The following is a 12,893-nucleotide window of genomic DNA, read 5'->3' on the forward strand; positions in this document are numbered from 1 at the left end:
AATTGAATTTATAATGAAGTATTGATGACTTTAACCCGGCCGATCTCGCCGTTTTCCAGCCGGACTTTGATGCCGTGGGTATGTACAGGGGCCTTGGTGAGGATATCTTTTACAATGCCGTGGGTTAATGTGCCGCTGCGCTGGTCTTTTTTAAGAACGATGGATACCGACAGTCCGGGCGCTATATTTTTTCTTTCGGTGCCTGATAATGAGGTCATTTAATGTTGAATGCTGACTGCTTTTATTTTTTGTAAAATTTTTATTTCGTCGATTGTGATGGTGCTGATCAATTCAAAAAGGCCATTAATGGTTTTAAGATCCGATAACATTTTCCGCGCCGGCGACTGGTCTGCCTTTTCGATCCCCAATTCCTTGATCTCCTTTTTTCGCTTCGCCAGGAGCTCTACGAGTTTCTGATTTTGCGGCAGCGATTCTCTGGAAATTTCCATACTGTTTCCGACTTTACCTTCAATAATGTCAGTCGCCGCCTGTAACTGCCTGTCAATCTGCCGGATCATTATCTCAAACTCGACCGAAAATTCAGAATATTCCAATGTTTGCGCATAAGTCGACAGCGAGGCGATATAGGACGTCAGCATGTGGCTCGTCGCAACAAACTGGTGGTACTCTTCCATATTCATCTGCTGGCGTTTCGGCTCGGACAGCATCTTCTGGAAATTATCAGAAAGGTTGGCCATCGCAATGATCGCATCTTTTCGCAACATTTTCAGATCGTTGATATTGAGTTGTTTACCAGTAAACTTGGCGGCAACAATGTCAAAATATCTGCGATTTGCATTCAATGCTTCTTTCATGTACTGGTTAATCTGCGAATGTTCCCAAACTGGCAGCACAAATGAAGAAATCACATATGCAATCGCGGAACCGATGACGGTATCGACAATCCTGTCCTGTAAAACCGCCGTAACGTGCTGCGGGTTCAGAAAATTGAAAGAAAGGATCACGTACAGGGTAATGCTGGTGGAAGCGATAAAGTAATTGGTTTTTAAGAAGCTGTAAGCCAGTATCATCGTGACCATCATCAGGATGAAAAGTACCGTATTGTCGTGGATCAGGTATAGGAATAAAAAACCGGTAATCACGCCCAGGAATGTTCCGCCGATCCGGTGAACATTGCGCTGCTTGGTAATGCTGAATGCGGGTTTCAAAATCACGGCGATGGTTAGTAAGATCCAGTAACCATGTCCAAGTTCGAAAAATAACGAAGCAATGTAACCCACCAGAAGGCCCAAAGTAACACGCACAGCATGACGGAAGTGGCTGGATTTCAACGAAATGTTATCTAGTAGAATCCTCGGGTGATACTCCTGTTTCGGGACGAAATTTTCGGCCTCCACATTCAATGTAAAGCCTTCGCTCACTTCCGCATCGTAGGTCGTGGCGCGATGCAGCTTTTTCACCCGCTCGGTTACGTCCTGTAAACTATTAAGAATCTGACGAAGCATGATAAAATCCTCCATATTATCATGGTTCATTTTATACTCCCGCATCCGCTCGAAGGCACTCTGACATTTATTGAAAGCCTCATCCAGGTCATGTCGGGGATGGGAAGAAAAGCCACTCTGAATCGCCAGTCCGATCTGCTGGATTTCGGCGGCCAGCCAGGTAATATAAGTACCAAAAAGCCGCAGCACTTTGGTGTGGTCAAAAGCCCGGTGCAGGTTGGCGTAGTTTTGCTGGGAGTTAAGGATCCTTTCAAAAAGGTCGATGCTATCCAGAAACATCAACATCAGAATGCGGCTCTTATTCGTCGATTCTGTAACAAATTCGCGGGTTTTAAATAGTATCTCCCGCAGATTTTCGTGGTTTTCGCGAAGTATCACCTGCTGGTGGATCATGCGGTTGAAGAGCTCATCATAGTCCGGATTGGCGAAATAATAGTCCGCTTTGATGGAAAGCAGCTTGCCGAGTTGCACAAAATTTTCTCCCAGCAATTGCTGTATCAGCTTGTAGGGAAGCAGTTTTTGCAAAACCATAAAAAGGACAAAATACCAGATGCCTCCCGCCGAAAAAATCGCAGCCGTCCGCAGAACCATATTTCCGCTCAGATGGTCGTCGATATTGAAGACAAAAACCAGCAGACAAATCAACCCAATGCTGTTAACGCGATTGCCATAAACCCCGACAAGCGAGAAAAACATCCCGAAAACGATGATCTCAATAAATACGATAAAGTGTATATGTCGCAGAAAACCGGTAATGCAGGCCACGACAAAACAAGTAGCAATAGCAATAAGCAGCGAATTGCGGCGGCGGTGATAAGGCCCGGGATTGTCAGTACCACCAATGAGCAACGTACCCAGCGGAAACGCGATCATCTCACTCAAAACCCCATAATGCTGGAAAATCAAACTGGGTACAATCGCCCCGAGGGTCAAGCGAACCCCCGTTGAAAGGTAGTGACTTGATATAAATTTCTTAAACTCGTCGAGGTAATTCATACACTATTGTTTCCTGATAAATCATTCGCCGCGATTTCATTATCAAGCATTGACAGATCGGTTTACTTCAATGATAAGTAAAAACGTGTTCCATCAGGCACAAAGTGGCAAAAAAGATATTGATTTTCTCAGGTTAATTCACGGCAAACCGTTGGGTTTGTACTACACCGCTTTTCCGGGTGAGCTGCATAAGATATAATCCTTTTACAAATTTTTTGACTGAAAGATCCTCCTTGCGTAGGTTAGTGGTTTCATAAATCATCTTTCCCTGTAAGTCAATAATTTTAAGCAAAACCACATCATCTTTATTTTCTACAGATAATATGTCCGAAACAGGATTCGGGTAAATAAGGGCAGCAGCCGGATCTAGGCCTTTAAACATTACATGCTCAACTTTGCTGTACGCAAAACTTCCATCCAAATCGATCATTTTAAGCCTGTAATAATTTAAGTCATTGTTCGGTGTTGCGTGTATCCATTGATAATTTACAAGCGAGTTGCTTTCGTTTTTAGCTGCTTGGTCACCCACCTTTTTCCAGGTTTTTGCGTCGGTACTGTGCTCTATTTCAAATGAAAAGCTATTGCTTTCTTGCGATGTTCCCCATTTCAGTAGCGCAGTATGATTTTCAGCAGAGGCCGTAAATTGGGTAAGCGTAACCGGAAGTGAACTACATGCTGTTTCTATCGCAGCTTGGCTTTGACATCCTGATCCATTGCCGCTGACAGTCGCTGTATTGTTACTTACATAAGCACAGACAGGAGCGATCGCGCAGGTAGTTAATTGAGGGTTGCTGGTTATCGTCAACGACTGGATTGTCAATGCAGCAACTCTCTCATTTGCACCCTTTCGACCACCGCTTTCAGTGCCGCCAAGACCGTCCAGACTATTCAATATGGGATTTTGTGTGATTAGCAATGAGCCTATGCTTGTTGCCCCTTCCAATCCGGATAGATTCGTCAGCAAAGGGTTACTCCTTATGATCAGGTTGGTTACAGACTGCAGATTATTCAATCCGTTTAAACTCGTCAAGGCGGGGCTTTCACCGACTACAAGCCAATTTACATTCCTTAGAATTTCCAGGCCGGATAAGTCTGTTATCAAATCGTTACTACCAATATAAAGCTCGCTCAGGCTTGTCAGATTGTCTAAGCCGTTAAAACTGACCAGACTCTTATTATAACTGACATTTATTTGCCACGACACCGATTGTAGCGCCCCAAGCCCAGAAAGATCTGGTAAAAGGTCGTTCTCTCCGATATTTATTCGGGCGACGCTGGTTAAGCTGGTCAATCCATTTAAGCTGGTAAGCGCATCATTTAATGTGATGGAAAGAAGGTCGGACACGTGGTCCAGCTTTCCTAAACCGGTGAGATCTGGCAATAAAATATTATCGGATATTGATATGCTTCTGGCAGATGTTAAATTATCAAGTCCTTTAAGACTAATAAGACTGTTGTTGGACCCGATGCTCAGAGTAGTCGAAATATTGGTAAGCCCCTCCAAACCCGAAAGGTCTGTTAATAAGCTATTATTGATTATCAATAAATTTTTTACACTGGTCAGTTTTTCCAGACCTTTCAAACTGGGAAGGCTTGGACTATTTTGGATAGTGAAATTACCGTCAAAAGTAATAATGTTCCCTAGTGGGCTTAGGTCCGTAATGCCTGTTCCAATAACAGTTACATTACCTTGAACCGCAGTGCAGGAAGAGCTGAAAGAATTGACCTCTGATTGTGTTGTCAGACGTAGATTCGTGAACGTACACGTTCCGGCATCGGCAATGGTCAGGGTAGCAGCGTTGAGTAAAACAACCTGAATGAGTGTAAATAGAGCTTTCGTCATGATTTGATCTTTATAAACGTTTTTCACTTAGCAAAGGTTGAATGTAATTCATCTAAGAGTCACATTCAATATAACTGTATTGTTAATTTGTAAAACTTATTATACGCATCGGAGAAGTACTTTAACGTTTTTAGCTAATGGAAATGTTTGGGTAGTTGAGCATTTTCACGCATTCTATATTTTTCTACTTAAACTATCAAGACACAAAAAAGGCCGCCCCTATGCAGGAGCGGCCTAAAATTCAATATTCTAGTTTCTTAATTATCAGATCCGATTTTCAAGATCGCCTTATCTATCATATACAACCCAGTACCATCTTCACCGATCATATCAAATAGTTCAAGTGCGTGGCGGGCGTTGTCTTCTTCTTCTGTTTGCTCTTTTACAAACCATTGCAAGAAATTTTCGGTTGCATAGTCCTCTTCCTTGCGTGCCTGGGTTACAATGCGGTTGATCGATTGTGTTACTGCGATCTCACCTTGCAAGGCTGCTTCGAATACACTTCTAAATGTGGCATATTCCTGTCTCACCGCTCCGATTTCGGGAGAAATGGCAGTGCCACCCACGTACATCAGGTAATTGAAGATTTTTACCATGTGCTCTCGCTCTTCATCCGACTGCTTCATGAAGTACTTGGCAGAATTACGGAATCCGTTGCGATCACACCAAGATGCCATCGCCATATATTTGGAAGAAGCCTCAGCTTCCATTTTAACCTGGTTGTTCAGGAGTATTTCTATCTCCTCTTTGAGGGAAGTTCTTTGTCTCAGTAAGTCTTTCATGATACTTGCGATTATTTGAGTTAGCAATTGCAAATATCATGCGAAAGTTCAGCAATCCAAATTTGAAAGGAAATTTGGAATTGGTCTAAGATGATCTAAATGAGCTATTTAGACTAATTCTTGCTCTGTGTAAAGCAATTCGTGAAGAAGGGAATTTAATTCAATCGCGAAGAAAGTCCCGTTTACCAGCTCACGGAACTGGATGGTTTCGCAAAGCGTAAGTTTGTGGGAAAGATTGAGTTGCGGCGCCTCAACAAACTCGTAATCAGACTCGTCCGAGAGATCGAAAAGTTTGCTTTGAATGTCAATTTGATTAACCGCCCGGCGAAAATTGAGGAAATCCCGGATTTTGAAGGAAGCTGTAAGATCGCCAAAATGGAGAATAACTTTGGAAGTCACATCACATTGCAGACTGTATCCTTTCGCGGTACTGAATAATTCATTCGGGGTATTCACTGACAGCAACTAGTTGAATCGTGGAAATTGTTACACAAAGATAGTTGCCGTCAGGTTTGCATGCAAGTTATTTGTAAACGATCTAATTAAAACACTTAATCAAGCTGATTGTCGATCCCTATCATTCCAAAAATGCTGTATCGTAGAGCGGTCGACATTTTTCTCAGCATGCCACATATTATAGTTGTTTTGAAGATTGATCCAAAATTGTGCACTATTGCCAAATGCCTCCGAAAGCTTCACTGCCAACTCAGGAGTTATGCCAATATGTTCATTTACAATGTTAGACAACACATTACGACTTACACCTAATCCTTTCGCAACCTCAGTGATTGTTAGCCCACGTTCCACAATGTATTCTTCTTTAAGGATTTCTCCCGGGTGAACTGGTGCTAATGTTCTGTTTTTCATAGTAATTAATGATAATCCAAATAGTCCACGTCATGAATTTCACCATCGGCAAACCTAAAAATGATTCGGAAGTTTGGTGAAACTTTAATCGACCAAAATTCATTCAAATCTCCCGTAAGCTTATGAATGCCCGAACCAAGCTGCCGGATATCGTCTACACTTGAAATCGCATCCAGCTGATCCAGAATCCGGTTTATCTTCTTCAAATAGGCAGTAGGCAAACCAGCAGGCTTTCCATCCTCATAATATGACAATAAACCTTTGTGCCGTATAGACGCAATCATTCTTTAGTGTGTGTTTAAAAAGTATTCGTTACTTCTCCGCCGCCTTCGCCCAGTTATCACGCAAAGTTACTGTCCTGTTAAAGACCAGTTTGTTCTCAGTACTGTCTGGATCTTTGGCAAAATAGCCCTTTCTTAAAAACTGAAATGACTCTCCTTCCTGAGCTTCCAGCAATGCGGGTTCGGCGTAGCCCGTAATAATATGCAGCGATTCAGGATTGATGTAATCTTTGAAATCACCTTCTTCGGAAGCCACATTTTCGACGGAAAAAAGGCGGTCGTAAAGTCTGACTTCTACTTCGGCGGCGTGCGCGGCAGAAACCCAGTGCAATGTTCCCTTTACATTGATGCCGGTTGTATCCTGACCGCTTTTACTGTTTTCAATGTAAGTGCAGCGCACCTCGGTGATCTCTCCGTTTTCGTCTTTTACAAAATCATCACATTGAATAATGTAAGCGCCTTTCAACCGCACCATTTTGCCAGGCGCCAGACGGAAATATTTCTTGGTTGGTACCTCCATGAAATCCTCCTTTTCAATCAAAATCTCCCTTGAAAAAGGAATTTCACGCATCCCGGCGGCAATGTCTTCGGGGTTGTTTTCGCTGTGGCACATTTCGGTGACACCTTCGGGGAAGTTGGTGATAACCAGTTTAAGCGGATCCAGCACGACCATTCTGCGCAGCGCTTTCTTGTTCAGATCTTCCCGCACGCAAAATTCCAGCAATCCTACATCGATCATATTTTCGCGTTTCGCCACACCGATGCGGTCGCAAAAATCACGGATACTTTCGGGCGTATAGCCCCTGCGGCGCAGACCGGAGATTGTCGGCATCCGGGGATCGTTCCAGCCACTAACATAGCCTTCCTGCACCAACCGCAGCAGTTTTCTTTTGCTGGTTACCGTATAATTCAGATTTCGGCGGGCGAATTCGTATTGATGCGACGGATAAATTCCCAATTTTTCGATCAGCCAGTCGTAAAGCTCGCGGTGCGGGGCAAATTCCAGGGTACAGATCGAATGCGTCACATGCTCAATCGCGTCGCTTTGTCCGTGCGCGAAATCGTACATCGGGTAAATGCACCATTTGTTTCCGGTGCGGTGGTGATGGGCGTGTTTGATTCGGTATAAAATTGGGTCACGCATCAGCATATTGATGTGCGCCATATCTATTTTTGCGCGCAATGTCCGGCTGCCGTCAGGAAACTTGCCGCTTTTCATCTCTTCAAAAAGTGCAAGATTCTCTTCCACCGACCGGCTGCGGTAAATGTTGTCTTTTCCAGGCTCGGTAGGCGTACCTTTCTGTGCCGCGATCTCCTCAGAAGTCGAGTCGTCAACATACGCCAGACCCTTCGAAATTAGGGTTATCGCGAACTCATAAAGTGTATCAAAATAGTCGGAAGCGTAAAGTTCGTTTTGCCACTCAAAACCCATCCAACGTATGTCATTCTTAATGCTTTCGACATATTCAGTATCCTCAGTTACAGGATTTGTATCGTCAAAACGCAGGTTGGTATAGCCCTGAAATTTATTGGTCAAACCAAAATTCAGGCAAATGCTGGACGCATGACCGATGTGCAGATAACCGTTTGGCTCAGGCGGAAAGCGGGTAATGATCTGAGTATATTTTCCTGATTGCAAATCTCCTTCCACAATCTCCTCAATAAAATTCAGGCTTTTCTCTTCCTTTTTATCTTCCGTAATCATACTAAAATGAAATTTTACAATTTCAAAGTTAACCTTCTTCGCCACAAAATCAGCAATCAAATTCTGTAAATCGTAAATCTGCATGCTTTGCCTTATTTTTGCGGCATGCGTTATTTTCTGGAATTCTCTTACCGGGGAACTGCCTACAATGGCTGGCAAAAACAAAACAATGCCCTGGGGGTTCAGCAGGTATTGGAAGAAGCATTAGCGAAAGTGTTGCGAATGAACATTGAACTGACAGGAAGCAGCCGCACCGATACCGGCGTCCATGCCGAGCAACAGTTCGCGCATTTTGATTTTGACAACATTGAAAATCCGGAAGTGGTACTGTACAAGCTCAATGGGATCGTCCCGAGAGACATTGCGGTTCATCAGATTTTTCCTGTGCCGGATGATGTAAATTCAAGATTTGCAGCGACTTACCGGAAATACGAGTACCGCATAACCCGACGTAAGAATCCATTTCTGATAGACCTTTCCTATTTGTTAAAAGGAGAAATCAACATTCCCCGCATGAATGAAGCCGCGGCACTTTTACTGAAACACATTGATTTCGAAAGTTTTAGTAAGATCCACACCAATGTGAACAATTTCCACTGCACGATCACGGAGGCGCGCTGGGAAGATCGGGGCGAGAAAATCATTTTTCACATTCAGGCCAATCGCTTTTTGCGCGGCATGGTGCGGGCGCTGGTGGGTACGATGCTGGAAGTAGGGCGCGGGAAAATTTCGGTTCAGGATTTTGAAGAAATTATCCTGGCGGGTGATAGAAAAAAAGCCGGAGCACAAGCCCCGGCCGAAGGTTTATTCCTGGTGGAAGTAGGTTATCCGCTAGACCTGGTTCCGCGTTAATGTATTGTTGATCAACCGATAAATACCCAGCGGGTTCGAGTCTTTTAACTCAACCGGCAAAAGTGCATTAGGCCAGCCCTGGTAAGATTGCGGACGCACAAAACGCAGGATCGAATGTCGTCCGACGGAGGTAAACCGGGCATCGGCAGTTGCCGGAAAAGGGCCTCCATGATGCATGGACGGACAAACTTCTACGCCCGTAGGTACACCATTTAAAATAAACCTGCCCGAGATTTTCGAAAGTTTCTTCACAATTTCAGGGTAGCCTTCTACCTCTTTCTCTTCCGCCATCAATGTTGCCGTAAGTTGTCCTTTCAAATGCGAAACCGCATTCAGTAACTCGTCTGTATTTTCACAAACAATCAAAAGAGAAAACGGGCCGAAAACTTCCTCGTGCAGTTTTGGATGGGCAATAAAGCTTTTCGCTGAAACCCTCGCGATGGTAGCCTGCGCCTGGTTTTCTGCGGGAGATACCTTGTCAGCGACGGCCAGCGCGGTCACATTTTCCTGCTCAAAAACCTCGCCTTTCAACCTATTGTAATTTTTGCAAATACCGGCTGTAAGCATAGTCGCGGAGGCAGTGCTTTCAATTTCAGTTTTATACGAATTTTCAAAATCATCCAAACCCTCAGTTTCTGTTACAAATACTAATCCGGGATTGGTGCAAAACTGTCCAGCGCCCAGGCTGACAGACCCAGCCAATGTTTTGCCAAATGCAGCAGCATTGTTCTTCAAATAGTCAGGTAAGATCACGATCGGGTTTACGCTTCCCATTTCTGCGAAAACAGAAATAGGCTCTTCACGCTCCTGCGCCAGTTTATAAAGCGCCATCCCGCCCTTGTAAGAGCCGGTAAATCCTACCGCCTTACTTGCCGGATGCTTAACCAGTGCCGCGCCAACGTCAAAGCCATCATCATATAGCATGGAAAATGTTCCCTCTGGCATCCCGGTCCGCTGTGCAGCTTTCACTACGGCCTGCGCAGTGAGGTCACTGGTGCCGGGATGTGCTGCGTGAGCCTTCACAATCACCGGATTCCCAGCCGCAAGCGCCGGCCCGGTATCCACCCCCGCCACGGAGTAGGCAAAAGGAAAGTTACTTGAACCAAAAACAATCACAGGCCCGATCGGTACCAACATTTTGCGGATGTCCGGTTTAGGCATCGGTGCACGATCAGGAATCGCCGTGTCGATCGTCGCTTCTACCCAGGAACCTTCCCAAAGCATTTCCGCAAATTGGGTAAGCTGGTTAATCGTCCTCGCGCGCTCGCCCTGCAGCCTGGCTAGCGGCAGGCCTGTTTCCAGATTTGCCCTTTCCAAAAGTTCGTCGCCGAGCGCCATGATTTCCTCCGTAATCGCTATCAAAAATTTCGCACGTTTATCTGCCGGGACAGCTGCGTATTGTTCAAATGCTTTGTCCGCCAGCTCCATCGCACGGTTTGTTTCTTCAATCGTCGCGGAATAAAATTGCTCGGGAAGAAAATTGTCCTGCGCCGGAACATAGGATTGGAATATCCGATCGCCTTCGGCCGACATCGCGTAGCCGATATAGTTTTTACCTTGAATTGACATAAATGAATAGGAATGTGGATATAGTACTGAAAAAACAAAAGTTTGTACCGTGGGGTACAAACTTATAAATGCTAAGATCTGAAAATTTACTGCCTGAATGTGGCTTAAACCAGTCGCCCGATAATTTCGGCCACTGATATACCTTCTGCTTCTGCCTTGAAATTGCGGATAATGCGGTGACGCAAAACCGGCAATGCTACGGCTTTAACATCTTCAATATCAGGCGAATATTTTCCGGATAGTAATGCATTACATTTCGCGGCCAGGATCAAAGCTTGTGAAGCACGCGGCCCGGCACCCCATTCCAGATAATCGTTGGTTTCTTTCACCGAAAGGCCGGTTGACGGACGCGTTTTATGTACTAGTTTCACGGCATATTCTATCACATGATCGGTCACCGGCACCTTTCTTACCAAATGCTGGAAATCCATGATTTCTTCTGCCGAGATCACTTTCTCTACCTGGTGACGCTTGTCGGTCGTGGTATTTTTTACAATGCTAACTTCCTCTGCGTAAGACGGGTAGTCGAGCTGGATCATAAACATAAACCGGTCCAGCTGCGCCTCGGGTAGGGGATAGGTACCTTCCTGCTCGATCGGGTTTTGCGTAGCAAGTACAAAAAAGGGACGGTCAAGCGAATGTTTGGCACCGGCGATAGTCACCGAATATTCCTGCATCGCTTCCAGTAATGCGGATTGCGTTTTAGGCGGCGTCCGGTTGATCTCATCGGCGAGGATAATGTTGGCGAAAACCGGGCCTTTAATAAATTTGAAATTGCGGTTCTGATCCAGGGTTTCCGAACCTAGAATGTCGGAAGGCATCAAATCGGGTGTGAATTGTATCCGGTTGAAATTCAGGTCCAGCGAAGAAGCGATGGTCTGGATCAAAAGTGTTTTTGCCAAACCAGGCACACCCACCAATAAACAATGTCCCTGACAAAAAATCGCGGTCAAAAGTCCTTTCACAACCTCGTCCTGCCCGACGATCACATTACCAATTTCACTGCGGATTTTCTCATAAGCTACTTTCATAGCTTCGGCAGCCTCTACGTCCGATGAATACTTCACAAATAGGTCAGTTTAGGATTTTTAATGTGTTTGGGGCAGATGCGGCGGTTTCAGTCGCTACATCTCATCCCCGGTGGCGAGCCCCAGAACCTTACAATTTTTATACTCAGGTTCAATGCTGATGAAAACGTCGCCCTGCGCTTTCTTAAACCATTCTTCCAGGGCATTATTCCTTTTATTGCTTAAAACGATCTGCGCCAGCTTTTCATAATCGTCGCGGAGGTTTGCAGTATGCGGCTCCGATTTGCTTTTGTACCAGATAATACGCATCGCGCTGCTACCATCTTCCATCCGATACGAAACCGGCATGCTCAGATCGCCCACTTTCATCGTGTCGATCGCGAAATACAAGGCTGGATCCATCGAAGCATCCAATGTCAAACGCGCCAAACCGTTGCTCCTGTCCTGGATCAAACCGCCGGATTCGGCCGTTTCTTTGTCTTCTGAATTGTCCAAAGCCGCTTTCGCAAACTTCAATGTATCAATTTTGATTAGTTGGCGAAGGCTGTCCAGCGAGCGGATAGCCTGCGTCATATCGGTACCTTTATTATAATCCGGACGCAGCAGAATGTGCCTTGCATGGTACTCTGCACCACGCGTTTCGATCAATTTAATTAAGTGAAAACCAAATTGCGATTCGATCACATCCGACATTTCACCTGGTTTCAAAGCCAGCGCCGCACCTTCAAATTCCGGTACCATCGCGCCTCTTTTAGCAAAATTCAGGTCACCGCCATTTTTCGCTGAACCCAAATCCTCGGAATAAATCTGCGCCAGTGTCGCAAAGTCTTCGCCTTTTTCTGCGCGTTGTTTTAAGTCAAGCAGTTGTTGTCTCAGCTTGTCTTTTTGCTCGCGGGTAACAGTCCCTTTCTTTACAATGTGGCCAATTTCCACCTCGGAAGGAATGTAAGGCAAGCTGTCTTTTGGAATAGAACTAAAAAACTTCCGGACTTCGCTCGGCGTGATCTTCACATTTCCGGAGATCGTTTGCTGCATTTTTTCAACGATCTTTTGCTCTTTCACCTGCTGGCGGAGCTCGCTTTTCAGGTTATCAATGCTCTTTCCGTAAGCTTCCACAATGTTCTTTTCAGAACCGAAACGCTGGATCATATAACCCATTTTCGCATCCAGCTCACCATCTACTTGCTTATCCTCCACGGTCACGGAGTCGATTTCCGCTTTGGCGAGCAGCATTTTGTTGATAATCAGCGATTCCAGCAGCTGACATCTTTCGGGAGCGGTCCGGCCCTCGGCCTTGTACTGGTTGTACATATCTTCCAGCTCCGAATTCAGAATGTAGTGATTATCAACCCTCGCGATAATCTTATCCAGGCTCACTCCCTGCTGTCCCTGCCCCTTCACAGCCAGACTGAAAAGCATCGAACATGCGATCAGGCACTGAACTGCGATCATTTTATTTATTTTCATAGAATTGTTTTGTTCCAATTGAACCTCCGGAAATCTT

The 12,893-nt window shown here is 45.1% G+C and carries 12 protein-coding genes; 1 reads left to right on the plus strand and 11 read right to left on the minus strand.

Annotated elements, in window-relative coordinates; all coding sequences use genetic code 11:
- Nucleotides 1–8: 8 nt before the first annotated feature.
- The 8 genes from FEN17_RS22830 to FEN17_RS22865 all read right to left on the minus strand — a co-directional run bounded on the left by FEN17_RS22830 (nt 9) and on the right by FEN17_RS22865 (nt 7,940).
- Nucleotides 9–218, minus strand: coding sequence for a YwbE family protein (locus FEN17_RS22830; protein ID WP_138367686.1), 210 nt, complete (start codon nt 216–218; stop codon nt 9–11).
- A complete protein-coding gene (locus FEN17_RS22835; RefSeq protein ID WP_138367687.1) occupies nt 219–2,462 on the minus strand; it encodes an FUSC family protein in 2,244 nt (747 codons plus the stop codon). It lies immediately after the preceding gene.
- A 133-nt stretch (nt 2,463–2,595) separates the two neighbouring features.
- Entirely contained in the window at nt 2,596–4,332 is a 1,737-nt protein-coding gene (locus FEN17_RS22840) for a T9SS type A sorting domain-containing protein (RefSeq protein WP_229208958.1), read from the minus strand.
- Between the two features lie 230 nt (nt 4,333–4,562).
- Nucleotides 4,563–5,087, minus strand: coding sequence for a ferritin (locus FEN17_RS22845; protein WP_138367688.1), 525 nt, complete (start codon nt 5,085–5,087; stop codon nt 4,563–4,565).
- A gap of 108 nt (nt 5,088–5,195) precedes the next feature.
- On the minus strand, nt 5,196–5,543 hold the full coding sequence (locus FEN17_RS22850; protein WP_229208959.1) for a hypothetical protein: 348 nt from the start codon (nt 5,541–5,543) through the stop codon (nt 5,196–5,198).
- Between the two features lie 99 nt (nt 5,544–5,642).
- Complete coding sequence (locus FEN17_RS22855; protein WP_138367690.1) at nt 5,643–5,954, minus strand: HigA family addiction module antitoxin; 312 nt, start codon at nt 5,952–5,954, stop codon at nt 5,643–5,645.
- A 5-nt stretch (nt 5,955–5,959) separates the two neighbouring features.
- A complete protein-coding gene (locus FEN17_RS22860; RefSeq protein WP_138367691.1) occupies nt 5,960–6,238 on the minus strand; it encodes a type II toxin-antitoxin system RelE/ParE family toxin in 279 nt (92 codons plus the stop codon).
- A gap of 28 nt (nt 6,239–6,266) precedes the next feature.
- Nucleotides 6,267–7,940: a glutamine--tRNA ligase/YqeY domain fusion protein gene (locus FEN17_RS22865; RefSeq protein WP_138367921.1), complete on the minus strand. Its 1,674-nt coding sequence runs from the start codon at nt 7,938–7,940 to the stop codon at nt 6,267–6,269.
- A gap of 105 nt (nt 7,941–8,045) precedes the next feature.
- Between FEN17_RS22865 and truA the strand changes: the two genes are divergently transcribed.
- A complete protein-coding gene (gene truA / locus FEN17_RS22870) occupies nt 8,046–8,792 on the plus strand; it encodes a tRNA pseudouridine(38-40) synthase TruA (RefSeq protein ID WP_138367692.1) in 747 nt (248 codons plus the stop codon).
- Here truA and FEN17_RS22875 read toward each other — a convergent pair.
- From FEN17_RS22875 to FEN17_RS22885, 3 genes are all read right to left on the minus strand, one after another.
- The gene (locus tag FEN17_RS22875; RefSeq protein WP_138367693.1) at nt 8,772–10,361 is read right to left on the minus strand and encodes an aldehyde dehydrogenase (NADP(+)); all 1,590 of its coding nucleotides are present in this window, start codon (nt 10,359–10,361) and stop codon (nt 8,772–8,774) included. The two genes, truA and FEN17_RS22875, sit on opposite strands and share 21 nt — an antisense overlap.
- A gap of 104 nt (nt 10,362–10,465) precedes the next feature.
- Complete coding sequence (locus tag FEN17_RS22880) at nt 10,466–11,428, minus strand: AAA family ATPase (protein ID WP_138367694.1); 963 nt, start codon at nt 11,426–11,428, stop codon at nt 10,466–10,468.
- A 57-nt stretch (nt 11,429–11,485) separates the two neighbouring features.
- Complete coding sequence (locus tag FEN17_RS22885) at nt 11,486–12,856, minus strand: peptidylprolyl isomerase (RefSeq protein WP_138367695.1); 1,371 nt, start codon at nt 12,854–12,856, stop codon at nt 11,486–11,488.
- Nucleotides 12,857–12,893: the final 37 nt, after the last annotated feature.

This window comes from Dyadobacter luticola (assembly GCF_005860805.1).
GTDB classification, from domain to species: Bacteria; Bacteroidota; Bacteroidia; order Cytophagales; family Spirosomataceae; genus Dyadobacter; species Dyadobacter luticola.